We start from the raw sequence: 23,057 nt of genomic DNA, 5'->3' as shown, positions 1-23,057 counted from the left end.
CCTCGTGAGCAGCGCGCCGGTACCCGCGAACGGCTCGACGGCCGTCGTGCAGTCCGACCGGGCGACCGTCGCCGGCTGCTGCGGGACCATCCGGAGCTGCAGATCGCCGCACACGACGGCCCGTCCGACACCACCGATCCCGAGGTCGACCCGGCGGCCCGGCCCCGGAATGTCAGACCTCCCGCGGTTCCCGTTCGCCCGCAGCCGCTACTGGGTCGGCGACGGGGACACCGCACGACAGGAGCAGAGCCGACCGAAAGGACGAGCGACCCCGGAGAGTGAGTACGTCCATGACGGAGTACGGCCTGAAGCGACACTTCGACGGCGGGGCGGCCCGCCTAACCTCAACGACATCGCCCGCGACCACCCGGACGCCGTGCTGGACGTGCTGGAGCGCTGGGCGGTGGAGAGTCCGACCCCCGAGACCGCGTGGATCAGCAGGCACGCACTGCGCGTGCTGGTGAAGAACGGGGACCAGCGGGCGCTCGCCCTGTCCGGCGTCACCGGTGGGGAGCACGTCCGGGCCGACCGGCTGGTGCTCAGCCCGGTCACCATCCGGCTCGGCGAGTCGGTCACCCTGCGCGCCGAGATCCGCAACACCGACCGGCGGGCGCACACCGTCGCCGTCGACCACGTGGTGCACCACGTGCGGGGCAACGGGCGGACCCTGCCCAAGGTGTTCAAGCTCGCCGCGGTCGAGCTCGGGCCCGGCGAGAGCCGCGTGCTGGAGAAGCGTCACCCCGTCCGCGAGGTCACAACCCGCCGCTACCACCCCGGCACCCACGTCGTCGATCTCCAGGTCAACGGGCGGGTCGTCGCCGGCGACGGATTCGAGCTCGTCACATGACCGCATCCCGCACGGTCACCACCGAGGACCCGGTCGTCGCCGACCACAGCATCGGCGGGGTGGGGTGCAGCCGGCCGCGGCCCGGATCGACCTGACGCTGCAGGCCGCCGGCGCCGGGCGGTCGTCCCGGCGGTGGTGGCTCGAGCACGTGGTGCTGGCCGAGCCGGGCGCCGTCGTCGACCCGGCCGTGCTCGGCCGTCCGACAGAGGCTCGGGCTGCTCGACGACGGGGCGACCGGTCCGTGCCTGCCGTGGTGCATCGGGCGGGTCACGGTCCGGCGCCCGGTCCGGGCACGCTGCTCGCACTCGTCGAACGGACCCCGGGCGGCACGGACGCAACAGGGTGTCGGGCAGGGCGACGGTCGGTCGGCGCAGCCGATGCGCAGCACCGTCGTGCGTTCGGACGGGCCCGCGGTGGCGGGCGTGCACGCGCCGGCCGCAACGTCGACAACGGCATGAGCGGGCCTCACGATCCCGGCGGTGGACCGGCCAGCTCGGCGAGCAGCAGGTCGACCCGAGCGGCGATGTCGTCGCGGATCAGGCGCATTCGTTCGAGTCCTTCGATCCCTCGTGCCGAAGGCTCGTCGGTGTCCCAGTTGCGGACCTCGGTGTCCCCGCCGTCGACGTGTGCCTCCCGGCCGAGGGTGACCACGAGGTCGACGCGCTGGAGCAGCTCAGGATAGATCGGCGTGGGCGTCTCACCGGTGATGTCCGCACCGGACTCGTCCAGTACCTGCGCGGACAGGGCGTTGACGGCAGTGCCCGGGCTGGTGCCGGCGGAGTGGACCTCGACCCGGTCCTGGGCAGCGGCCCGCATGAGGCCGGCAGCCATCCGGGACTTGCCGCCGTTGCGGACGCAGACGAACAGGACCGAAGGGATAGCGGTCACGACGGTCCCGCCCCCGCTGTGCCACCGGTCAGCTCGCCCAGCAGCGCACGGACCCGGGCGTCGATGTCGTCGCGGATCGGCCGTACCTCGTCGACCGTCCTCCCGGCGGGATCGTCGAGCTGCCAGTCGAGGTAGCGCTTGCCCGGGAACACCGGGCACGCGTCGCCGCAGCCCATGGTGATCACGACGTCGGCGGCGCCGACGGCGTCGGTGGTCAGGCGCTTCGGGATCTCGGTGCCGAGGTCGATACCGATCTCGGTCATGACCTCGCGGACCGCGGGGTTGATGCTCTCGGCCGGAGCGGAGCCGGCGGAGCGGACACGGACGGTCCCGGCGGCGTGGTGGTCCAGCAGGGCGGCGGCCATCTGGGACCGGCCAGCGTTGTGGACGCAGACGAACAGGACTTCGGGGATGGCGTGGGCCATCAGGTGCTCTCCTGGGATCGGTGGTCCGGGGGTGGGGTCGATGTCAGACCGGGGCGGGCAGCAGCTCGTCGACGAGTTGGCGGACCCGCTGCTCGATGGCGTCCCGGATCGGACGGACGGCGTCGAGGTCGAGACCGTCCGGGTCGGCGATGTCCCAGTCCTCGTAGCGGCGGCCGGGGAAGATGGGGCAGGCGTCGCCACAGCCCATCGTGATCACCGCGTCGGCGGCCCGGACGATCTCGTCGGTCCACGGTTTCGGGAACTCGGAGCTGATGTCGATGCCGACCTCGGCCATGGCCGCCACGGCGGCCGGGTTGACCGTGTGCGCAGGGGACGAGCCGCCCGACCAGCCGATGGCCCGGTCCCCGGTCAGGTGTGTGAAGAAGCCGAGGGCCATCTGTGACCGGCCGGCGTTGTGGGTGCAGAGGAACAGCGCGACCGGTCGTCCGTCGTCGCCATCGCCCTCGACCCGTGCCAGGGCCCGCAGCCGCTGGCGTGCGAAGCGCTCGGCCAGCAGCGGCAGGAAGTTCAGCACGACCGCGCGGCCGGCGAACTCGCCGTAGGACGAGTGCAGGAACCGCTCGATGGTCTCCCTGCCGAACGTGTCGTCGAACTCCCGGGCCAGGTTCGTCGCCGCAGTGGTCAGGGCGAGCTGCTGGTCGATCGAGAGGGTGTCGCGGTGCCACGGACCGGTCATGGCGGGCCTTCTTCCTCGACGGGCGATCGTGGTGTGGACGTGGTGGGTCAGGTGCGGGACACCGCATCGGGCCGTGCCGGGAACAGGCGACGGCGGAGCCACAGGGAGACGTAGACCAGCCCGACCAGCACCGGCACCTCGATCAGCGGCCCGACGACGCCGGCGAGCGCCTGCCCGGAGGTCACGCCGAACGCCCCGATGGCGACGGCGATGGCGAGCTCGAAGTTGTTGCCGGCGGCGGTGAACGCGAGGGTGGTGGTGCGCTCGTAGCCCATGCCGACGGCCCGCCCGAGAGCGTAGGAGCCGGCCCACATCAGGGCGAAGTAGGCGAGCAGCGGCAGCGCGATGCGGGCCACGTCGAGGGGCTGTGAGGTGATGGCCTCGCCCTGCAGGGCGAACAGCAGCACGATCGTGAACAGCAGGCCGTACAGCGCGAACGGCCCGATCCGGGGAAGGAACTTCCCCTCGTACCAGTCACGCCCCTTGGCCCGCTCTCCCAGCTTGCGGGTGAGGTAACCGGCGAGCAGCGGGATGCCGAGGAAGATCAGCACGGACGTGACGATCTCCCCCGTGGAGACGTCGAGGTCGGTCACCGGCAGGCCGAGCCATCCGGGCAGGACCGAGAGGTAGAACCATCCCAGCACGCCGAACATGACGACCTGGAACACCGAGTTCAGCGCGACCAGCACGGCGGCGGCTTCGCGGTCACCGCAGGCGAGGTCGTTCCAGATGATCACCATGGCGATGCACCGGGCGAGCCCGACGATGATCAGACCCGTCCGGTACTCGGGCAGGTCGGGCAGCATCAGCCAGGCCAGCGCGAACATCAGCGCCGGGCCGAGGACCCAGTTCAGCAGCAGCGAGGTCAGCAGCAGCCTGCGGTCGCCGGTGACGGTGTCGAGGCGGTCGTAGCGGACCTTCGCCAGCACGGGGTACATCATGATCAGCAGGCCGAGCGCGATCGGCAACGAGACGCCGTCGACAGCCAGGGCGTCCAGCGCCGGGGCGAGCCCGGGGACCAGGCGGCCGAGCAACAGGCCGGCCGCCATCGCCGCGATGATCCAGACCGGCAGGAAGCGGTCCAGGGTCGACAGCCGGGCGACGACAGCGGCACCGTCGTCGGTGGTGTTCTGGGTGGTCACGTCAGTCCTCGTACGTCAGTTCGCAGGTGCGGTGGATACAGGGGCCGCGTGGGTGTCGGCGGCGGGACCGAGCAGGCCCGCGAGACGACCGAGAGCGGCCGGGACCGTGCGGTAGTAGATCCAGGTCCCCCGGCGCTCCCCGGTGATCAGACCCGCCTCGCGCAGCACCCTGAGGTGGTGCGAGATCGTCGGGCCGGACACCTCGAACACGCCGGACAGGTCGCACACACACGCCTCGCCCCCCGCGTGCGAGGCGATCAGCGACAGCAGCCGCAGGCGTACCGGTTCCCCGAGTGCCTTGAACACTCGTGCGAGTTCGGTCGACTCCGACTCGTCGAGGGGGCGCTCCACGAGCACCGAGCGACAGATCGGCTCCTGGTTCGACACTCGTCTATTTTGATCAGCATCGAATCCATGGGTCAAGTGAACAGATGGGGTCGGACCGGGTCGCCGCCGTCAGTCCCCTCGACGCGGCAGGGTCCCACCGGCCAGAGCGGCGGCGACCACTGCGGCTCCGGCGAGTACGACGAACACCTCGGGATAGCCGCCCAGCGGACCCGCGAGTGCGCTCCCCGCCCAGGGGGAGATCGCCACGGCGATCATGACGGGTGCGGACAGGATCCCGTTGAGGCGGCCGTAGGCGCGCGGGTGCCAGCGGTCCGACAGCGCGGTGGCCTGCAGGAGGGTGAAGATCCCGCGGGCGGCGCCGGCGAGCATCGCTGCTGCGATCAGTGCCCACACCGGCCCGGGCAGGACGGCGAGCAGGATCGTGGTCGTGCCGAGCGCGGCCATCACGGCGATGCTGCGGCCACGGACGGTGCTGCGCCGGACGAGGGGGCCGTAGCCGAGCCTGCCGAGGACCTGTCCGAGTCCGCCCAGACCCAGGGCCCAGGCGGCGAGATCGGTCGACATCCCGCGGTCGAGCAGGAGTGGTACCTGGTTGACCGTGACGGCGAAGCTGGTGAACCCGCCGAGAGTGACCACCACGACCAGCAGTCCGAACGCCCTGCTGTGCCGGATCCGTGCCGGATCGTCGTCGACGACCGCCGGAGCGGCGCCGTGGTGGACGGGATCGGCGACCGGCTCGGGCCACGAGCCGCGCAGCCCGAACAGGTGCGCCGGAATCGTGACGACCCCGAGGACGACGGCGAGGACCACGTAGGTCTCCCGCCATCCGAACCGCTCCAGCAACGCCGCGGTGAGCGGGGCGAACACGGTGCTGGCCAAGCCCGCGACCAGGGTCAACACGGTCAGCGCACGAACCCGGTCCGAACCCCACCACCGGGTCAGGGCCGCGAACGCCGGCGGGTAGAACGTCGCCGCCTGCGCGGTCCCGGCCAGCAGCCACGCCGCCACGAAGGCCGGCAACGATCCGGCCGCGGCGATCAGGAGAGTGGCCGGCACGCCGACGACCGCGCCCGCGGTCATCACCCAGCGGGGACCGTGACGGTCCAGCACACGCCCGACCGGGATCCCGACCAGCGCGGAGACCACCAGCCCCGCGGAGAACGCCGCGGTGACCGACGGGACGGACCATCCGGTGTCGGCCGCGATCGACGGCGCCAGCACGGGGAAGGCGTAGTAGAGCACCCCCCAGCTGGTGATCTCGGTGACGCACAGGACCGCGAGGACCCGCCACCGGCCACGGGACGTCAACCCTCCGCCGGACCGCCCACCGCGACGGCGAGCGGGCCGGGTCGTCGACTCGTCGGAGGTCACGACGAGGAGGCCGCCCCGGCCGGGTCCGGAACAGGGACGGCGGGACCGCAACAACCGCTACCCGATGCCGTCGCGGCGTCCGACTCGTCGGCGTCGAACAGTCCCGCTCCCCCGCAGACGCCGGTCTCGTTGAGCACCAGCTCCACGCGTGCGGCAGCCTCGTGATCACCGATCAGGGCGTCGGCGATCGATCGGACCTGCTCGTAGCCGGTGCGGGCCAGGAACGTCGGCGCGCGCCCGTAGCTCTTCATCCCCGCCAGGTAGAACCCCGGTTCGGGGTGCACCAGCTCGGCGGCACCGTGCGGGTACACGGTTCCGCAGGAATGCACGTTCGGGTCGATCAGCGGCGCCAGCCGGACCGGCGCCTGCAGCGTCGGATCCAGCTCGGTCCGCACCTCCGACAACCAGCCCAGCTCGGGCCGGAACCCGGTCAGCACGAGCACCTCGTCCACGCCGGACAGCGTGCGAGCCTCGTCCGAGATCAGGACCACCGTCCCGTCGGCCACCTGCTCGATCCGCTCGGTGCGGAATCCGAACACCGGATCCACCAGCCCGGCTCCGACAGCCTCGGACGCCCGAACCCCGAGCGCCCCGCGAGCGGGAAGCTGATCACCCTCGCCACCGCCGAACACCTGACCGAAGCCCGGCCGGCGCAGCACCCACGAGATCCGGGTTCCCGGCTCCTCACGGGCGAGCGTCGCCAGGCCGGCCAACGCGGTCGACGCCGAGTGCCCCGACCCCGCGACGACGACGTGCCGACCGGCGTAGCGGGCCCGCTGCGCGGCATCGGTCAGGTCCGGGATCACGGCCCGCACCCGCTGCGCGACCTCCGCCTCACCGACCGCGGGCAGACCGTCACCGCCGAGCGGATTCGGGCTCGTCCAGGTCCCCGACGCGTCGATCACCGCTCGAGCCGCGATGCGCTGTCCGTCCGCGGTCCGCACGATCAACGGTTCGCTGTCGCGACCGGCGTCGACCACCCGGTCCCGGCCGCGGCGGGTCACTCCCACCACGCGAGCCCCGGTCCGCACTCGCTCCCCCAGAGCAGCGGCCAACGGCGCAAGGTAGCCCGCGACCCACTCCGCACCGGTCGGATAGGCCTCGGGATCCGGGCTCACCCACCCGGTCGGGGCGAGCAGCCGCTCCGCGGCCGGGTCGATCAGCCAGCCCCACGGTGAGAACAGCCGGACATGGCCCCACTCCAGCACCGACGCTCCCGCGCTCGCCCCGGCCTCCAGGACGAGCGGCTCCACGCCACGTTCGGCCAGCTCGGCCGCCGCAGCCAACCCGACCGGGCCGGCACCGATCACCACGACCGGCAGCCCCGCACTCTCGTCCATCCCGCCTCCATCGATGCGTATCGATTAATCCGGCCGAATGTATCGACCCACATCAATGGATGCAACCATCGATCGTCGTCGATACTGGGTTCATGAGCGTGCTCCACACCGACTCGCAGGCAGCACAGCTCCCTGCGCACGACGCCACCACCTACGCGCACTGGTTCGCCTGCCTCGCCGAGCCGGTGCGGGTGCGTCTGCTGCACGCCGTCGCCACGGCCGGGAACCCGGTCCCGGTCGGCCGGCTCGCCGAGCTGGTGGGCATCAGCCAGGCGACCTGCTCGCACCACCTGCGCAAGCTGGCCGACACCGGCTTCGTCATCCTGCGCAAGGAAGGCACCACCACGCAGGTCACGGTCAATCCGCACTGCTGTACCGGCCTGCCTCACGCCGCGGACGCCGTCATGGGCCTGCTCGCCCCCGGCCCCTGCTGCCCGGACGACATCCCCGACGACGTCACCGTCCGCGCCATGACCGACGACGACTGGGACCCGGTGCTCCGGATCTACGGCGAGGGCATCGCCACCGGGCACGCCACCTTCGAGACCGACGTGCCCGACCGCACCGACCTCGACGCCGGCTGGCTGCGCGAGCACCGCTGGGTCGCCGAGATCGACGACCAGGTCGTGGGCTGGACCGCCGTGCGCCCCGTCTCGACCCGGCCCGTCTACAGCGGCGTCGGAGAGACCTCGATCTACGTCGCCGACGGCTTCCGGGGCCGCGGCGTCGGCAGAGCACTCATCCGTCGGCAGGTCTGCGCCGCGGACGATGCCGGCCTCTGGACCCTGCAGACCTCGATCTTCCCCGAGAACCGCGTCAGCCTCGCTCTGCACCGCGCTGCCGGCTACCGCACCCTCGGCGTCCGCGAACGCATCGGACAGCACGACGGTCGTTGGCGGGACACCGTATTCCTCGAACGCCGCTCCGATCACCGCAGCTGACCAGCGAGATTCGCCGTCACAAGGCCGTCAGATCCACTGCGACGATCACGCGATTCATGGGAGAACGAGCACGTGGCCGACGACTCGGTGGGTAGGCGGATCGCCACTTACCGACGCCGGGACGGGCTCGGCCGGGCCGCGCTCGCCGGTCTCGTCGGACGGTCCGAGTCGTGACCCGGGCATCGGGCAGCGGATGCATGATCCAGTTGTGGCACATGCCCGGACACCGGCGCAGCTCGATCTCCTGCCCCGCCCGTTCGGCGTCACGCTGTAGCCGCCCGGCGTCAGCGAGGAGGAGGGCCCGGGTGCCGACGAAGGCGGCGATCCGGCCGAGTCCACGCAGGTCGGCGTCGACGGGACTGACCTCGGGATCGTCCAGGGCGGTCCCCGCCGCATACCAACGCCCGGCCCGGCGCAGCCCCTCGATCCCCAGCACCGGGTCGCCCGGCGCGGGCGGGGGCGGTGTGAACGCTGCGGCTCGACGGCCCCGATGGGCGTGACAGGAACAGGTCCGTGTCCTCTTGCTCGTCCCCCTCCTCCTTCCGGTACCGCTGACCGTCATGGCCGTGCGCCATGGCGCCATGGGGGCCACCCTGGGGGGGCGCTCGTCGCCGTCCCGGTCACCCCGGGGCTGACCCGGCTCGGCCACGGCCCGTTCGTCACGGCGACACCGAGCCTGCAGACGGCGATGATCCTCGCCCAGGTGTTCCTCGCCCTGGTGATGGCCACCAACCTCGCGGTCGTGGCCGCCCTCGACCGGTGCGACGCCACAGCGGACCGCCGCCGGCACGACGACCTGGAGAATCTGCGCCGAGCCGCCGACACCGACGGGCTGACCGGTCTGGCCAACCGCCGCCGCCTCGACCGGGACCCCACCACAGCCGGACAATCCAGGGGCGTCCGCGGCGAGCCGTTGTCCCTGTTGATTCTCGACGTCGACGAGTTCAAGTCCTACAACGACCGCTTCGGCCACCCGGCTGGCGACCGCGTCCTCGTCGTGGTCGCCGCAGCGATCCGGTCGACGCTACGGACCCCGACCGACCTGCCGGCCCGCTACGGCGGCGAGGAGTTCGTCGTGCTGCTCCCCCACACCGGTCTCGCCGACGCGAGCCGGGTCGAGGCGCGGATCCGGCACGCGGTGGGGGCACTCGCCGTCATTCACGACAGGGCCGCCCGCGGCACCCTGAGCATGAGCGTCGGGGTCGCGAGTGCGCGCCCCGACGACCAGCGGGCCGACCACTCCCGCCTGCTGACCGAGGCCGACCCGGCGCACCACCCCGCCGAGCGCGCAGGCCGCAACCGGTGAAGTGCGCCTGACCCGGCGTCGGCAGACATCCGCCGGGAACGTCACCTCCGCCCGGTGGCGGAGGTGATGGCGACCTCGACGGTCGGGTACCAGGTGAGCGCAGCCAACCTCCGCTGCGCGGCGGGCGACAGGAAACGCAGGTCGAAGGTCCCGGCCACGGCGAAGCCGATCCGACGACGGGTACAGGCATGAAGCGCGTGCGCGAGCGCCTCGGGGCCGCCTCGGCTGATCGTGTCCGACGCCGACACGTCGATGACGACGACGTCGAGCCGTCGGTGACCGGTCCGGGCCATCTCGATCTCCGCATCGAGGAGGCGCAACAACCGGCCACCGGAGGCCGAGTCGAGATGGCCCCGTGTCCGGATGACCGTCGTGCCGTCATGAGGGTGGGTCACGAACGGTCGCTCCGCGCCCGGTCGGGGCGGTGAGGTACGACCGCCGGGGGTCGCAGATCCGAGATTCTCCATGGTCGGCTCCCAGCACAGGTCCGTCGCGCGCGGAGCGCTCCGGGCGGAACGGCGAGCTTGTACTCAACCCGGTGCCGTGCAGCTACCCGAATCGTCGCGGCCCACACCTCACGGCACGAGCCCAGGACCACCCGGATTCCGCCCCGCCGCAACCCGCGACCGTGACGGGTGGCGAGATCGCCACGAGGTGGGTCTTCGGTGACCCGTCGCGGTTCGCGGGCCTGCTACCGCGCCGCACACGCGGTGCCGCCGAGCCGCACCCTGCGCGAACGTAGCCGAGGGCCCGGAACCCGATCCTCCATGTCCGTCCGCCGTGGGACTTCTCGCCCGCCGCGCCGCCTCGGCAGCGGCCACCAGCGGAACAGTGACCACGGATCCCACCGTCGTCACCTCCGACAACAAGGCTGACCAGCGGCCGGCCGAGCCCGGCGGCGACCGCGACGGTATTCCGTTGCCATGGAGCCAGGACGGCGCTGGGGCCGCCCCGCTGCACCACCGGTTCCTGCCGCGCCCCGGCAACTCGACCGGCGCCCGGTGACCGGATGCACCGCCGGTCTCGGCGATACTCCCCGCTGTCGCGGGTACAGGACCACGATGTGGACCAGGAGCCGGAAGCCCACGGGGGGCGAGCCCGTCAGCACGCCGCCCGGCCGGTCCGACGCCCGCGCCTGCGGTGCTCGGGCGACACGAGACCGCCTCTCGCGTCGGTACAACGCCGGCCTGCATCGGAGCGCGACCCGGGATCACGACATGGACCGTCCTCCGGCTGTGGTGCGACTGTCCGGTCCGCCGCGTTCGGGATGTCTGCCGGAACCGACCTCGGCCGCAGGTACCCGGCGGTAGGCGACGATGGAAGACAAGCCGAATCCCGGCCGCAGGACGTACTGGGGCGCGCGATATACCCGCAGCTGGTTCACGATGCTCGTCGGGGCACCCCTGGCGGTCGGCATCTACCTGTCGATCCTGCAGAACACGTCGGCATGGCTGGTGCTCGCGCCGATCACCGTGGTGATCATCGCAGCGCTGTGGCTGGTGCCGGTGGCGGTCGTCTCCGACAGGGGCATCCGGTTCGTACTGTCGGGCACGGCCCTGCCCTGGTGCCGGGTGGCAGCGGTACTCGACCCACGCCCCGGGGACGAGGTGGTGCGGCTCGAGCTGACCGACGGGCGCGTCGTCAGGGTGCCTGGCGTGCCGCCGAGCGAAGCTCGCTACCTCCGGACGCTGCGCTCCGGTGGGGCCTGAGCGCACGCGCCGCCACCCGCCGTCCGCTCCGCGTCGCGGTGCGGACTCGTACCGCCTGCAGCTCCGGAACACGCAGGGCTGCTGACGCGCCCTGCGCACGTGGTCAGGCAGTCGCCGGGCGTGGAGCAGTTCGCCCGGCGCCGTAGGTGAGGCGGCGCAGCAGGGCCTCGGCCGGCCCCCGCCGGCCCGCGCGATCCAGAGCAGCGGCGACGACCACGGTGGCCATCCAGGTGGCGACGGCGACCGCGGCAGCCGCGGCGGCGCCGAGCCGGCCGCCGAGGTCGAGCAACGCCGGCTCGGTGGCGACGAACCACACCGGCGACTGCGCGATGTAGAACGTCATCGACCGGCGACCGCAGGCGGCCAACGCGTTCGTGACCGGTCCGCGCCGCCGGCCGAGGCGGTCCGCCACGAGCGCGATCGCGGCCGTGAAGGCCAGCCCCCCGGCGACACCGGTCGCCGCGAACGTCGCCTCGGCCAGCACACCGGCCACGACCGAGTCCGGGGCCCACACACCCACCGCCTGCAGCGCGACCGGCTGCGCGCCCAGCACCGCCACCGGGAAACCGACCAGCACGACCCGGGTCAGGAGACGCCGGTAGCGGTCGGGTTGCTCGAGCAGCCGCATCCGGCCGGCCAAGACCCCGATCAGTACCGCGGGCGCGACGCTCAACCCGGCGAGGGGCAGCACCACGAGGGCAGACGCGCGCAGCACCGCGCTGTCGAGCAGGGTCGCCCCGACGGCCAGCGGAGCGTCCGCGGCGAACTGTTGCAGGGCAGTAGCAGACGCGACCCCGAACACGAGCGTGACCACGAACACCGTCCACAGCCGACGGCCCGACCAGGTCACCACACCGGCGAACAGCAGGGCGAACACGCCGTAGGAACCGATGATGTCACCGCTGTAGAGCAGGACGACGTGGGCGATGCCGAACACGACCAGCCAGGCACCGCGCCGCCGGATCAGCCGCCGCGCGTTCGCGGGGTCCCCGCCCGGGCCGGTCTGGCGCCGGGTCATCTGTACGAGGCCGTAGCCGAACAGGAGCCCGAACAGGGGCGCGGCCCGCCCGTCGACGACGGAGGTCAGGAGCCACTGCACGGCGACGTCCACCGGGCCGCCACCGGCAGGTCTGGCGAGCAGGTTCCCGCCCGCGTGCAGCATCCGGGAGTGGGCGAGGGCGATGAGCAGCAGCATCACCCCCCGCGCCAGATCCGGCGCCAGGAGGCGCTCCGAATCCGGTGTCGGGGAGACCCCACCGACCGCGGTCCGACGGGTTCGCGACATGGGACGCACGGTATTGATCTCATCCGATTCTGCGCATCGTTCCGGCGGAGGACCACGCCCCTACGAAGGGAGGAACGTCGTTCGCTCTTCGACCCACCTGTCATCGGCACACCGGCCCGGGTCCCGGTGCCGCGGTCCGTTCGAGCGCCGGGACGAAGGTCGGGGTGGTGGCCGGCCATGCCGGGGAGGCACGGGCCCGTTCGGGTCGCCGGTGCGGGCGAAGGCCCAGTAGGCGATCATCTGCACGTCCAGCTGTTGCCGGCCGGGTGCCAGTGTGGACGGTTGGCCGGCGAGGGCAAGGGTGCCTACGACGTCGGAGCCGTGGGCCGCGGTCGGGCGGGACACCGTCTCACCGCTCGGGGTGGTGCTGGGGATCGGAGAACAGGTAGGTCGAGACAGGTGCGGTACGGGCGTAGTCACGCTCCAGGCCGCCGTGGTCGACCAGGCCACGGAGTAGGAACACACCGGATCTCAGCCGACCCGCTCGCGGATGTGAACTCGTGTCCAATCCGATGGCGTAGCGGGTGCTGCCGGCCAGCCCGAGCGCAGCGCTGAGAGAGACCCAGTACGGATCGCGCATGGCCCCTCCATCTCGCGTCCCTCCTGCGGTACCGCGTCAGCGTTCGACTGAGCGCCACGGCGGACGTCCGGGCAGAGAGCCCTCGCCCACGCGAGCCGTCGAGGACAGCCCGACACGGCATGCACCATGCCCGCCGAGGTCCGGTGGGCACCACCTCGAGGGCTGAACCGCACCCCACACCGCGCGGGGCTCCCCCACACCCGTGCCGTCCCCGTCGTGCTTCCGGTACTCCTCAGGACGGTCGACCGGCCGCGGGCGCGACACGTGACCGCCTCGTCGACGTCCTCTACCCCGACAGCACTGGCCCATGCGGCGCTGACCGTCCTCCGTCCCTGGGGCGTCCGCGGCGTGCTGGCCGACTTCACCCTGCCGGCGCCCGGGCTGAACGGACCTACCCGAGCGGTGGCTCCACACCGGTCGTCTGCTCGATGGCCTCCACGAAGCGGCCACGCAGTTCAGATGACGTAGGCCTCGTGTGTCTCGGGCGCGAAGAGCTCAGCGGGGGCGAGCTGGCGGTCGGTCAGGCCCTGCTCGTATGCGTAGCGAAGGAAAACGTCCAGCGTCCGGCGGTTCGCATCGAGGCCGTAGGGCCAGAAGTCCCGGCCCAGCAGCGTTCGGATCCGCTCGACCTCGTCGTAGAGCCAGGGGACGGCGTAGGGGTTCGCCGCCGTTTCCGCCATGCGCGCCATCGAGAGCGACTTGGCCTGCTCGAACGCACTGAGCAGGGAACCGGCCAGCCAGGGCCGCGCCTCGTAGACGTCCCGCCGCAGGACCACGGTGTGCATGATCGGGAAGATTCCGGTGTCCCGGGCGTACTGCTCCTCGACCGCGCGGGGGTCGGCGAACAGGCGTCGTACCTCGGGCCGGCCCTCGAGCATCGGGCGTGGCGTGCGGGGCGCGTAGAGCGCGTCGATCTCACCGGTGACGAGCATGTCCACCAGCGTCCGGTCCGGAGCGATGGGTGCCACGTCGATCTCCGGCGGCAGGTCCAGGGCCTGCTTCTCGACCCGGCCCGGAGAGTGCATGCCACCGGTCCGGTACCGCACCGACGCCACCGGGACATCGTGCCGGTCGGCCAGGATCCCGCGGATCCACACCACGGCCGTCAGCTGGTACTCGGGCACGCCGACCGTGCAGCCGACCAGGTCCGACGGGTTCTCGATCCCACTGTCGCCGTTCACGTAGATGCCGTGGTGCCGAAACGATCGCGAGGGGAACGCCGGGATCGCGATCAGACCGCCGGCGTCCGGTGCGGCCGCGACTGCGGTCGCATAGGACCCCAGTGACATCTCTGCTGCGTCGAACTCCCGGTGCCGGAGCATCCTGAAGAAGGTCTCCTCGACCGGGAGGCTCAGATAGGTGAGGTCGACGCCGTCGGGCCGGACGGTGCCGTCGGCCAGCGCGCGGGTCCGGTCGTAGTCCCAGCAGGCCAGGGTGAGCGGGACGCGGCTCATCGGGGACCTCCGGGTCCGGGGCGCCCCGCGGCGCGTCGCCCGCTCGTCTCGCAGGTCATGTCTTCCTCGCAGATCATGTTCAGCTCCTTCGGGGGGGGCGGATCCGGGTCGGGCTCGTCGCCGTCGTTCGTGCGACTGCCGGAGTCGGTGAGCACAGCCGGGAGGGCGGGTCAACGACCGCACCGACGGAGCATCGCGTTGACCAGCGGAATGCCGACGTACACCGCCAGCGGGACGAGCACCATGCTGGTGACCAGGGACTGGGCGAGCACCGGCAACGTCGTCACGACCGGGCCGGCGGTGGCGGTGAACAGCAAAGAGAACGGGAACAAGCCGGCCCAGACCACCACGGCCGTCCGCCACCGGGGCGGCGCACCGGAAGGCTGCGCCCGGCCGACGGTGACCGGGGCCGGTGCCCCGTCGGTGAGCAGGTCGGCGGCAGCCAGGCACCGGGCCCGCGAGGCGCTCGCCTCCCAGACGGCGAGCGTGGCCGCGCTGTCGAAGACCAACGCGACCGTGACGGCACCGTCGTCGTGGCGCTCGACCTGCGAGTCCAGGTGGCCGAGGACGCGGGAAGCCTCGGCGCCGAGCTCCGCCGCCCAGGCGTGGAGCTGCTCGTGACGCCCGGGCAGAGGCCGGCGGGTGGCCGACACCGTCACCGGGAGCCGCAGCCTCTCCGACACGGCGGACTCAGCGGGCTGCCGGGGGCAGCAGCCCGGGCGGCAGCCCATACATCTGGTCCTGGACGACGTCCACGATCGCCGGGCCGTCCTGGGCCAGGGCCTTCTCCAGCGCCGGGCCGAGCTCGTCGTCGGCCGTCACCCGTACGCCGTAACCGCCCAGGGACCGGGCGAATTCGGCCAGGTCGGGATTGCCGTAGAAGACCCCGAGATAGCGCCCAGCATGCGCCGCCCGCTGCCGGTCGCGGGTGTTGCCGTAGGCGCTGTTGTTCATCACGACGTTGACGACCGGGATCGACTCCCGGACACAGGTCTCGAAGTCCTGGGCGACCATCCAGAAGCTGCCGTCCCCGCTGACCGCGACCACGCGCTGGCCGGGGCGGGCCAGCGCCAGCCCCATCGCGGCGGGAAGGCCCCACGCCATCGCCCCGCCCGCGGAGCCGAAGAACGACCCGGGGCGGTGCAGGCGCAGGTAGCGGTGGCTCCACGGGCCGAAGCTGGGCGCGTCCTGCACGAGCAGGACGCCGTCGGTGTCGGCGATCCCTTGCAGGGCGGACACCGCGGCCGCACTGCTCACGCCCCCGGCGGGATCGTCGTCGGCCAGCGCGGGCGAGGAGAGGGAGGACGCCCGTTCGTACGACTCCCGCAGAGCACTGCGGCGATCGGCGCGGCGCGCGGCCAGGTCCGGTGCGGTCCCGTCCACAGCCTCGGTCAGCGCCCGGGCGGCGAGCGCGACGTCGGCCACGATGCCCACCTCCGGCAGGTACACCCGCCCGAGCTCCTCCGGGTCGACGTCGACGTGGACCAGCCGGGTGTCCGACGACACCAGGGTCCACCGCTTGGTCGTGAACTCGGAGAACCGGCAGCCCAGCGCGACCAGTACGTCGGCGTCGCGGACCACGTCCTCGGTCACCGAGTGCGCGCCGTAGCCCAGCGCACCGAGGAACGCGGGATGGTCGTGCGGGACGGAGCCCTGCCGCAGCCATGTCGTGAGCAGCGGAGCTCCGAGCCGGTCGGCGAGCTCGAGCACGGCGGCCGGGTCCCCGCCACCACCACCGCCGACCAGCACCACGGGGCGCTCTGCGGCGCGCAGGAGCGCGGCCGCGTCCCGCACCGCCGCGGGAGCCGGGCCCGGCGGGTGGGTCCGTGAGCGCACGGCCGGGCGGACAGCGTCGTCCACGACGTCCTGCAACACGTCCAGCGGCAGCGACACCACGACAGGTCCCGGGCGGCCACCGACGGCCGTGCGGACGGCACGTTGCAGCAGCTCCGGTACCCGTTCCGCCTGATGGATCTCGACGGCCCACTTGCTCATCGGCCGGAACGTGGCGACGACGTCGGACTCCTCGAACGCGCGGCGCTCCACGACCCCGGCAGACACCTGCCCGACCAGCAGCACCAGCGGCACCGACTCGTCGTAGGCGTTCTGCACGGCGATCGCGGCGTTGGCCGCTCCAGGGCCACGGGAGACGAGACAGACCCCGACCCCCGCACCGGACCGGGACACACCATCGGCCAGGAACCCCGCCACCTGCTCGTGACGGGTCGAGACGAACCGGACGGCCTGCTGGCGGGCCAGACTGTCGATCAGGTCCATGACCGTCGTCCCCGGCACCCCGGCGACCAGGTCGACCCCCTCTGCGGCCAGGCACTCGACGACGAGGTCCGCCCCCGTCCGAGCCGTGGCCCCGTCCTCGATCTCCATGGATCCCCCTGTTGCCGGGCTTCCCGTGTGTATTGACACAGTCGAGAGTTTGGCAGAAAGTCCTTCTGCATCACAGAGGAAGTTTCCTTCCTGCGGCGAACAACCCCGAAGGGCGGGACCGTGCCGTCCCGGTCGCCGCGCGACCCACCGTCGGCGGGAGAGCCGTGTCCATCCACGTCATCGGCGTCGTGGCCCTCGTACTCGTGTTCATCGTGGGCACAGTCCGACCGGTCAACATCGGCGCACTCGCACTGATCGCGACATTCCTCGTCGGCACCCTCGTCGTCGGCGAGAGCCCCGACGAGGCGATCGCGGGATTCCCCCCCGATCTGTTCGTCCTGCTGGTCGGGGTGACCTACCTGTTCGGCCTGGCCGCGGTGAACGGGACCCTGGAGTGGCTGGTCGATCGAGCCATCGAACTGGTGGGCGACCGCCCCGTCCTCGTCCCGTGGCTGATCTTCGTCTTCTCCGCGATCCCGACCACCGCGGGCGCACTCGGCCCGGCAGGCGTCGCCATGCTGGCCCCGCTGTGCATGCGCCTGGGTGAGCGCTACGGGATCGACCGCCGGATGGCGGCGTTGATGGTCATGCACGGCTCGTGCCTCGGGAACTTCTCGCCGCTCAACGGCCTTGCGGTCATCGTCCGCCAGACCGCCGAGAACAACGGACTCCAGGTCTCCGCCGCCGAACTCTTCCTCGGCAACGCGGCGTACAACATCATGCTGGCCGTCGTGATCTACCTCTGCTTCGGCGGTCGCGACCTGCTGCGCCGACGTCACGAGCAGGCGACGAGCGCCGCCGCGCTCGTCCGCGCGGGCAGTGCCGGGACACATGTGGCCGATGGCGACGCGACGAGCAGAGCGGTCGATGCCGGGCCCGGTGGGGCGGCCTCGGGCACGACCTCCACGAAGCCGTCCCTCGACGTCCCGGATCGCACCCGGCTGCGCCTGGACCAGATGGTGACGCTCGTCGTCATCGTCGCCGTCGCCGTCGGTGCCCTCGTCCTCGACCTGGAGATCGGCTTCCTGGCCCTGATCGCGGCGGCGCTGCTGCACCTGACGTTCCCGTCCCGTTTCCAGCTGGCCGACAAGCGGATCGTGTGGTCGGTGGTGCTGCTCATCTGCGGCATCGTGACCTTCGTCGGGGCACTGCAGCGCTACGGCACGGTCGACGTGATCGGCGGCGGGATCGCCGCGCTGGGTGCGCCGCTGCTCACCGCGTACCTGCTCTGCCTGGTGGGCGCGTTCACGTCCGCGTTCGGCTCCAGCGCCGGCCTGCTGGGAGTCCTCATCCCGCTCGCGGTGCCGTTCCTCGTCCAGGGCGAGGTCGGTGTGACCGGAATGATCATCGCGCTGTCGATCTCCGCGACCGTCGTCGACTCCACCCCCTTCTCCTCGGTCGGAGCACTGACCCTGGCCACCGCGCCGGAGCAGGAGCGGCGGCCGCTGTTCCGCACGATGCTCGGCTGGGGCGCGGGGATGGTGGTGACGGCACCGGTGATCACGTGGCTCCTGTTCGTCCTGCCCACGAGCTGAGCCGACCCGGGGAGACACCTCCTCCTGCCGCACGTCGGCGACGACACGCCGCCGGCTCGTTCTTCCGGAAGGACTCACCCATGACCGTGTCCGACACCCCTCGCGCCGTCGTCGACGGCCGTTTCGAGGTTCTCCTGGGCGGTCGGCCGCTGGGCGGTACGGCCCGCTACGAGGTGGAGGACCCGACGACCGGCGGCATCCTGACCGACGCCCCGGACTGCTCGGTCGAGGACGTGGACCGGATCGTGGCGGCCGCCGCCGGGGCACAGCGCGCCTGGGGATCGCTCCCGCCGAGAGCGCGCGCGGCGACGGTGCGCGACTTCGCGGCTCTGCTGCGGGCACACACCGACGAACTCGCCACCCTCGACGCGGTCGATGCCGGGTTCCCGCTGCCGGTCATGCGGGCCGACGTCGACGCGGCGGCGACCCTGCTCGAGATCATGGCCGACCACGCCCTGGCCCTGGGTGGGGCGACCTACCCGCTGTCGGAGAACCTGCACTACAGCGTGCAGGAACCCTACGGCGTCGTGGGCCGGATCGTCCCGTTCAACCATCCGCTGTTCTTCGCCGCAGGGAAGGTCGCCGCTCCCCTGGTCGCCGGTAACGCCGTCGTCCTCAAGGCTCCCGACCAGGCGCCGTTGTCCTCGCTCCGAATGGCCGAGCTCGCCGCCGAGGTGTTCGGGCCAGATCTGTGCGCGGTCGTGTCGGGGCGTGGCGCGGTCAGCGGACAGGCGCTGGTCAGACACCCCCTGATCCGCAGGATCGGCTTCATCGGGGCACCCGACACCGGACGGCTCATCCAGCGCGAGGCCGCGGAGTCCGGCGTGAAGTACGTGACCCTGGAACTCGGCGGCAAGAACGCCCTGGTCGTCATGCCCGACGCCGACCTCGACGCGGCGGCGGCGAGCGCCGTCTCCGGGATGAACTTCACCGCCACCGCCGGACAGTCCTGCGGATCGACCAGCCGGCTGCTGCTGCACGAGTCGATCGCGGACGAGGTTCTGGCCTCCGTGGTCGATCAGGTGCGCGCCGTCCGGGTCGGGCACCCGCTGACCGACGGGACCCAGATGGGCCCCGTGATCGACCGCAGACAGTACGACAAGACGCTCGGTGCGATCCACGCCGCGACCGATGCCGGCGCCGAGGTGGTCGCCGGTGGCGGGCGCCCCGACACCGTCGGCGAGCAGGGCTGGTACGTCGCTCCGACCGTGCTCGCCCACATGGCACCGGACAACCCCGCTGCCATGGAGGAGATCTTCGGCCCGGTGCTCTCGGTGCTCACGTTCGCCGACGAGGCCGACGCGGTCGAGATCGCCAACCGCACCGACTACGGCCTCACTGCCGGGGTGTGGACGAGCGACGTCACCCGCGCGTACCGGATGGCCGGGCGACTGCAGGCCGGCTACGTCTGGATCAACGGCAGCTCCCGCCACTACTGGGGACTCCCCTTCGGCGGGACGAAGTCCTCCGGCGTCGGGCGCGAGGAGTCCGTCGAGGAACTGCTGTCCTACAGCGAGACCAAGGCCGTGACAGTCGCTCTGCAGGGCTGAACCCGGTTGACGCACCCAGAGCAAGTTGCTCTACTGGACAGAGATGGACTCTTCTAAGCAGAACACGCATCGGGGCGGCCCACGGGCGCCCGAGGGGACGGATCGATGACCGACCAGACCGACGTTCTCGACGCCGTGCGTCGCGGGATGATCCCCGCGCACGTCTACAACGACCGGGAGATCTTCGAACTCGAGAAGGAGCGCGTCTTCTCCCGCGCGTGGGTCTTCGTCGGGCACGAGTCCGAGATCGCCCGGCCCGGCGACTACGTGGTCCGCAGGGTGCTGGAGGACTCGTTCATCGTCACCCGGGACGAGCAGGGCGAGATCCGCGCGCACTTCAACATGTGCCTGCACCGCGGCATGCAGGTCTGCCGCGCCGAGATGGGCAACGCCTCGCACTTCCGCTGCCCGTACCACGGCTGGTCCTACCGCAATGACGGCCGGATCGTCGGCCTGCCGTTCCACCAGGACGCCTACGGCGGCGAGGCGGGCTTCAAGCGCAAGGGTCAGCGGCTGCTGCCGGCCCCGAACCTGGCCACCTACAACGGCATGATCTTCCTCAGCATGGACCCGCAGGCTCCTCCGCTGGAGGAGTTCCTCGGCGACTTCCGGTTCTACCTGGACTACTACACCAAGCAGAGCGCCAGCGGCATCGAGCTGCGCGGCCCGCAGCGGTGGCGGGTCAAGGCGAACTGGAAGATCGGCGCGGAGAACTTCGCCGGCGACATGTACCACACCCCGCAGACCCACACCTCGGTCGTGGAGATCGGCCTGTTCCGCGAGCCCAAGGCGGAGAAGCGCAAGGACGGCGCCACCTACTGGGCCGGGGCCGGCGGCGGGACGACCTACAAGCTCCCGCCGGGCACCCTGGACGAGCGGCTGCGCTACGTCGGCTACCCCCAGGAGATGGTCGACCGGATGACGCAACAGTGGTCGCAGGACCAGCGTGACCTCGTCGGCACCGACGGCTTCATGATCAGCGCGGCGTCGATCTACCCGAACCTGTCGTTCGTCCACAACTGGCCCCGGGTGGCCGAGTCGGACGACGTGCTGCCGTTCATCTCGATCCGGCAGTGGCAGCCGATCAGTGAGGACGAGACCGAGGTGCTGTCCTGGTTCGCGGTCGACGCCGAGGCCCCGGAGGAGTTCAAGGCGTTGTCCTACAAGGCCTATCTGATGTGCTTCGGCTCGACCGGCATGTTCGAGCAGGACGACGTGGAGAACTGGGTCTCGCTCACCAACACCGCCGCCGGCTCGATGGCACGGCGGCTCCAGCTCAACAGCCGGATGGGGATCCTCGAGGACGACACCGAGGTCGTCCCCCAGCTGACGCCCGAGCAGTTCCACGGCCCGGGCTCGGCCCACACGGGCTACAGCGAGTACAACCAGCGGGCACTGCTCCATCGCTGGGCCGACGATCTGGCGACCCCACAGGCGGCCGCCGGCACCCTGACCGTCGGTGAGCCCGAGGCGGTGACCCCGGCATGAACAACCCGACCACGACCGCACCGACCGGTCCCGGGACGCATTCGTCGCGGTCCGCCCTCGGCGGGCACGCCTCCCGCGTGCAGCGCACCGGGACCACCATCGGCTTCGGCGACGAGCGCCACCTGACGGCCCACCAGTGGCTGGTCGACGAGGCGTGGCTGCTCGACGCCCAGGCCTACAGCGAGTGGCTCGACCTGCTCACCGACGACATCCACTACCTGATGCCGGTACGGGTCACCACCGCCCTGGGCGCCGGTTACGACACCTCGCCGGGCATGGCCCACTTCGACGAGGACAAGTACTCGCTCTCGCGCCGGGTGGCCCGGTTTCTCACCGAGCACGCCTGGACCGAGGACCCCCCGTCGCGGCTGCGCCACCACCTGAGCAACGTGCGCACGTTCGCCGCCGACGACCCCGATCACCTGGTGGTGGAGTCGGCGACGCTGCTGTTCCGCAACCGGGGCGACGTCCGCGAGGGTTCGTTCGTCTCCGCCGGGCGCGAGGACCTGCTGCGCTCCACACCCGAGGGCTGGAAGCTGGCCCGCCGCACGATCCTGGTCGACGACTCGGTCATGCGGATGCAGAACCTGGCGATCTTCCTGTGACGCTGAGGTGGGAGGGCGAGCAGGCCGACGCGCGGGCCGCGCGCCGGGCCGCGTCCGAGCACGCCGAGCTGCTGGAGAACGCCGCCGGCGAGCCGATCACGGTGGCGAACGAGTTCGCCGAGGTCCGGGTGCGTCTGGTCCGCACCCGCAACGGGGCGCGGCTGCTGGTCGAGTCGCCCAAGTCCGGGCAGTGGGTCACCCTGTGCCCGCTCGAGCTCGAGTCGCTGACCTGGCAGAACACCGCCACGTTCTCCGCGATGATCGGCACCCCGTTCGCCCCGTTGATCCCCGACGAGGACACACCGCCCGCACCGAGCGGGGCCGGCTCGTGACCGGGTGGCTGGAGGGCAGGCGCGCCCTGGTCGTCGGGGCCGGGTCGGGCATCGGCCGCGCGGTCGTCGACGTGTTCCGGGCCGAGGGCGCCCGGGTCGCGGTCCTCGAACGGGACGCCGAGAAGTCGGCCGCCCTCGCGGCGGCCCGACCCGAGGTGCCGGTCACCGTCGGCGACGCGACGACCCGCCACGACAACGACCGTGCCGTCGCAGCCGCGGTGGAGGCCTTCGGCGGGCTGGACGTCCTGGTCAACTGCGTCGGGGTGTTCGACTTCTACCGCAGCATCACCGAGCTCGACGCCGACGTCCTGGACACCGCCTTCGACGAGATGTTCCGGACCAACGTCCTGAGCCACCTGCACTCGGTGAAGGCGGCGCTGGGTCACCTGCAGGAGTCCGGACGCGGGGTCGTGCTGCTCACCGAGTCGACCTCGTCCTACTCCCCCGGCCGCGGCGGGATCCTCTACATGTCCTCCAAGTTCGCCGTCCGCGGACTGGTCACCGCCCTCGCCCACGACCTGGCGCCCGAGGTACGGGTCAACGGCGTCGCGCCCGGCGGCACGGTGGGCACCGACCTCCGCGGACTGCCGAGCCTGGGCACCGCCGACCGCAGCCTCGGTGACACCCCCGGCCGGGAGCAGGAGCTGGCCGCCCGGGTGCCGCTGCAGGTGGCGCTGTCCGGCGAGGACCACGCCTGGAGCTATGTCTTCCTCGCCTCCGAACGCGCGCGCGGCATCACCGGCGGCGTCGTGCACCCCGACGGCGGAACCGGCGTCTCCGCGCCGCGAAAGCGTTCGTGACGAACCCGACCCACCCCACAGAGAGGACC

The 23,057-nt window shown here is 71.9% G+C and carries 25 protein-coding genes; 11 read left to right on the top strand and 14 right to left on the bottom strand.

Features of this window, described 5'->3' with window-relative positions:
* Nucleotides 1–376 precede the first annotated feature (376 nt).
* Nucleotides 377–847 (top strand): hypothetical protein, encoded by a 471-nt coding sequence (locus ZF1_RS12840; protein WP_482637355.1) that lies wholly within the window; start codon nt 377–379, stop codon nt 845–847.
* Here the strand turns inward: ZF1_RS12840 and ZF1_RS12835 are convergent.
* The 8 genes from ZF1_RS12835 to ZF1_RS12800 form a co-directional block, all read right to left on the bottom strand.
* A complete protein-coding gene (locus ZF1_RS12835) occupies nt 840–1,118 on the bottom strand; it encodes a hypothetical protein (protein WP_482637354.1) in 279 nt (92 codons plus the stop codon). The genes ZF1_RS12840 and ZF1_RS12835 overlap by 8 nt on opposite strands.
* 194 nt (nt 1,119–1,312) lie before the next feature.
* Complete coding sequence (locus tag ZF1_RS12830; protein WP_482637353.1) at nt 1,313–1,735, bottom strand: arsenate-mycothiol transferase ArsC; 423 nt, start codon at nt 1,733–1,735, stop codon at nt 1,313–1,315.
* A complete protein-coding gene (locus ZF1_RS12825) occupies nt 1,732–2,160 on the bottom strand; it encodes an arsenate reductase ArsC (RefSeq protein WP_405417438.1) in 429 nt (142 codons plus the stop codon). Before ZF1_RS12825 ends, ZF1_RS12830 begins: the two co-directional genes overlap by 4 nt.
* 43 nt (nt 2,161–2,203) lie before the next feature.
* A complete protein-coding gene (locus tag ZF1_RS12820) occupies nt 2,204–2,857 on the bottom strand; it encodes an arsenate reductase ArsC (protein WP_346104994.1) in 654 nt (217 codons plus the stop codon).
* Between the two features lie 47 nt (nt 2,858–2,904).
* On the bottom strand, nt 2,905–3,999 hold the full coding sequence (gene arsB, locus ZF1_RS12815; RefSeq protein ID WP_476654553.1) for an ACR3 family arsenite efflux transporter: 1,095 nt from the start codon (nt 3,997–3,999) through the stop codon (nt 2,905–2,907).
* Between the two features lie 15 nt (nt 4,000–4,014).
* Complete coding sequence (locus ZF1_RS12810) at nt 4,015–4,386, bottom strand: ArsR/SmtB family transcription factor (RefSeq protein ID WP_405417441.1); 372 nt, start codon at nt 4,384–4,386, stop codon at nt 4,015–4,017.
* Between the two features lie 69 nt (nt 4,387–4,455).
* Entirely contained in the window at nt 4,456–5,655 is a 1,200-nt protein-coding gene (locus tag ZF1_RS12805) for an MFS transporter (RefSeq protein WP_482637352.1), read from the bottom strand.
* 59 nt (nt 5,656–5,714) lie between these two features.
* Nucleotides 5,715–7,058 carry an FAD-dependent oxidoreductase gene (locus ZF1_RS12800; RefSeq protein ID WP_482637351.1) on the bottom strand — a complete coding sequence of 448 codons (1,344 nt, stop codon included), beginning with the start codon at nt 7,056–7,058 and terminating at the stop codon, nt 5,715–5,717.
* 92 nt (nt 7,059–7,150) lie between these two features.
* Between ZF1_RS12800 and ZF1_RS12795 the strand changes: the two genes are divergently transcribed.
* Nucleotides 7,151–7,999: a helix-turn-helix domain-containing GNAT family N-acetyltransferase gene (locus ZF1_RS12795; RefSeq protein ID WP_482637350.1), complete on the top strand. Its 849-nt coding sequence runs from the start codon at nt 7,151–7,153 to the stop codon at nt 7,997–7,999.
* 16 nt (nt 8,000–8,015) lie between these two features.
* Here ZF1_RS12795 and ZF1_RS12790 read toward each other — a convergent pair whose 3' ends face one another.
* Nucleotides 8,016–8,561: an alpha/beta hydrolase fold domain-containing protein gene (locus ZF1_RS12790; protein ID WP_476654863.1), complete on the bottom strand. Its 546-nt coding sequence runs from the start codon at nt 8,559–8,561 to the stop codon at nt 8,016–8,018.
* A gap of 126 nt (nt 8,562–8,687) precedes the next feature.
* Here ZF1_RS12790 and ZF1_RS12785 point away from each other — a divergent pair, with 126 nt between their 5' ends.
* Nucleotides 8,688–9,305 (top strand): diguanylate cyclase, encoded by a 618-nt coding sequence (locus ZF1_RS12785; protein ID WP_482637349.1) that lies wholly within the window; start codon nt 8,688–8,690, stop codon nt 9,303–9,305.
* A gap of 41 nt (nt 9,306–9,346) precedes the next feature.
* Here ZF1_RS12785 and ZF1_RS12780 read toward each other — a convergent pair whose 3' ends face one another.
* Nucleotides 9,347–9,700 (bottom strand): STAS domain-containing protein, encoded by a 354-nt coding sequence (locus ZF1_RS12780; RefSeq protein WP_405417445.1) that lies wholly within the window; start codon nt 9,698–9,700, stop codon nt 9,347–9,349.
* Nucleotides 9,701–10,136: 436 nt separating this feature from the next.
* Between ZF1_RS12780 and ZF1_RS12775 the strand changes: the two genes are divergently transcribed.
* Both ZF1_RS12775 and ZF1_RS12770 read left to right on the top strand, forming a co-directional pair.
* Nucleotides 10,137–10,310, top strand: coding sequence for a hypothetical protein (locus ZF1_RS12775; RefSeq protein ID WP_482637348.1), 174 nt, complete (start codon nt 10,137–10,139; stop codon nt 10,308–10,310).
* A gap of 311 nt (nt 10,311–10,621) precedes the next feature.
* Nucleotides 10,622–11,014, top strand: coding sequence for a hypothetical protein (locus ZF1_RS12770; RefSeq protein WP_482637347.1), 393 nt, complete (start codon nt 10,622–10,624; stop codon nt 11,012–11,014).
* A 103-nt stretch (nt 11,015–11,117) separates the two neighbouring features.
* Here ZF1_RS12770 and ZF1_RS12765 read toward each other — a convergent pair whose 3' ends face one another.
* The 4 genes from ZF1_RS12765 to ZF1_RS12750 all read right to left on the bottom strand — a co-directional run bounded on the left by ZF1_RS12765 (nt 11,118) and on the right by ZF1_RS12750 (nt 16,718).
* Complete coding sequence (locus ZF1_RS12765) at nt 11,118–12,299, bottom strand: DUF418 domain-containing protein (RefSeq protein WP_482637346.1); 1,182 nt, start codon at nt 12,297–12,299, stop codon at nt 11,118–11,120.
* A 1,035-nt stretch (nt 12,300–13,334) separates the two neighbouring features.
* Nucleotides 13,335–14,333 (bottom strand): substrate-binding domain-containing protein, encoded by a 999-nt coding sequence (locus tag ZF1_RS12760; protein WP_482637345.1) that lies wholly within the window; start codon nt 14,331–14,333, stop codon nt 13,335–13,337.
* A gap of 170 nt (nt 14,334–14,503) precedes the next feature.
* Nucleotides 14,504–15,016, bottom strand: a complete 513-nt coding sequence (locus ZF1_RS12755) for a hypothetical protein (protein ID WP_482637344.1) — start codon at nt 15,014–15,016, stop codon at nt 14,504–14,506.
* Nucleotides 15,017–15,023: 7 nt separating this feature from the next.
* Nucleotides 15,024–16,718, bottom strand: coding sequence for a thiamine pyrophosphate-binding protein (locus ZF1_RS12750; protein ID WP_482637343.1), 1,695 nt, complete (start codon nt 16,716–16,718; stop codon nt 15,024–15,026).
* Between the two features lie 164 nt (nt 16,719–16,882).
* Here ZF1_RS12750 and ZF1_RS12745 point away from each other — a divergent pair, with 164 nt between their 5' ends.
* The 6 genes from ZF1_RS12745 to hcaB all read left to right on the top strand — a co-directional run bounded on the left by ZF1_RS12745 (nt 16,883) and on the right by hcaB (nt 23,028).
* Nucleotides 16,883–18,253, top strand: coding sequence for an SLC13 family permease (locus ZF1_RS12745; protein ID WP_482637342.1), 1,371 nt, complete (start codon nt 16,883–16,885; stop codon nt 18,251–18,253).
* A gap of 80 nt (nt 18,254–18,333) precedes the next feature.
* Nucleotides 18,334–19,803: an aldehyde dehydrogenase family protein gene (locus tag ZF1_RS12740; protein ID WP_482637341.1), complete on the top strand. Its 1,470-nt coding sequence runs from the start codon at nt 18,334–18,336 to the stop codon at nt 19,801–19,803.
* Between the two features lie 105 nt (nt 19,804–19,908).
* Nucleotides 19,909–21,291, top strand: a complete 1,383-nt coding sequence (locus tag ZF1_RS12735; protein WP_482637340.1) for a Rieske 2Fe-2S domain-containing protein — start codon at nt 19,909–19,911, stop codon at nt 21,289–21,291.
* Nucleotides 21,288–21,896, top strand: coding sequence for a 3-phenylpropionate/cinnamic acid dioxygenase subunit beta (locus ZF1_RS12730; RefSeq protein WP_073575176.1), 609 nt, complete (start codon nt 21,288–21,290; stop codon nt 21,894–21,896). Before ZF1_RS12735 ends, ZF1_RS12730 begins: the two co-directional genes overlap by 4 nt.
* Nucleotides 21,893–22,228: a hypothetical protein gene (locus ZF1_RS12725; protein WP_482637339.1), complete on the top strand. Its 336-nt coding sequence runs from the start codon at nt 21,893–21,895 to the stop codon at nt 22,226–22,228. The genes ZF1_RS12730 and ZF1_RS12725 overlap by 4 nt, the downstream gene beginning before the upstream one ends.
* Nucleotides 22,225–23,028 (top strand): 3-(cis-5,6-dihydroxycyclohexa-1,3-dien-1-yl)propanoate dehydrogenase, encoded by an 804-nt coding sequence (hcaB, locus tag ZF1_RS12720; protein ID WP_482637338.1) that lies wholly within the window; start codon nt 22,225–22,227, stop codon nt 23,026–23,028. Before ZF1_RS12725 ends, hcaB begins: the two co-directional genes overlap by 4 nt.
* Nucleotides 23,029–23,057: the final 29 nt, after the last annotated feature.

It is taken from the genome of Pseudonocardia sp. ZF1 (assembly GCF_056835605.1).
The sequence above is the reverse complement of the archived record's forward strand: the minus strand, read 5'-3'. Positions and strand labels throughout refer to the sequence as shown.

Bases quoted from the DNA above. Each gene is read 5' to 3' on its own strand.
- ZF1_RS12825 (WP_405417438.1), bottom strand. From the start codon at position 2,160: ATGGCCCACGCCATCCCCGAAGTCCTGTTCGTCTGCGTCCACAACGCT.
- ZF1_RS12820 (WP_346104994.1), bottom strand. From the start codon at position 2,857: ATGACCGGTCCGTGGCACCGCGACACCCTCTCGATCGACCAGCAGCTC.
- ZF1_RS12800 (WP_482637351.1), bottom strand. From the start codon at position 7,058: ATGGACGAGAGTGCGGGGCTGCCGGTCGTGGTGATCGGTGCCGGCCCG.
- ZF1_RS12795 (WP_482637350.1), top strand. From the start codon at position 7,151: ATGAGCGTGCTCCACACCGACTCGCAGGCAGCACAGCTCCCTGCGCAC.
- ZF1_RS12790 (WP_476654863.1), bottom strand. From the start codon at position 8,561: ATGACGGTCAGCGGTACCGGAAGGAGGAGGGGGACGAGCAAGAGGACA.
- ZF1_RS12785 (WP_482637349.1), top strand. From the start codon at position 8,688: ATGATCCTCGCCCAGGTGTTCCTCGCCCTGGTGATGGCCACCAACCTC.
- ZF1_RS12770 (WP_482637347.1), top strand. From the start codon at position 10,622: ATGGAAGACAAGCCGAATCCCGGCCGCAGGACGTACTGGGGCGCGCGA.
- ZF1_RS12765 (WP_482637346.1), bottom strand. From the start codon at position 12,299: ATGTCGCGAACCCGTCGGACCGCGGTCGGTGGGGTCTCCCCGACACCG.
- ZF1_RS12760 (WP_482637345.1), bottom strand. From the start codon at position 14,333: ATGAGCCGCGTCCCGCTCACCCTGGCCTGCTGGGACTACGACCGGACC.
- ZF1_RS12750 (WP_482637343.1), bottom strand. From the start codon at position 16,718: ATGGAGATCGAGGACGGGGCCACGGCTCGGACGGGGGCGGACCTCGTC.
- ZF1_RS12740 (WP_482637341.1), top strand. From the start codon at position 18,334: ATGACCGTGTCCGACACCCCTCGCGCCGTCGTCGACGGCCGTTTCGAG.
- ZF1_RS12735 (WP_482637340.1), top strand. From the start codon at position 19,909: ATGACCGACCAGACCGACGTTCTCGACGCCGTGCGTCGCGGGATGATC.
- ZF1_RS12730 (WP_073575176.1), top strand. From the start codon at position 21,288: ATGAACAACCCGACCACGACCGCACCGACCGGTCCCGGGACGCATTCG.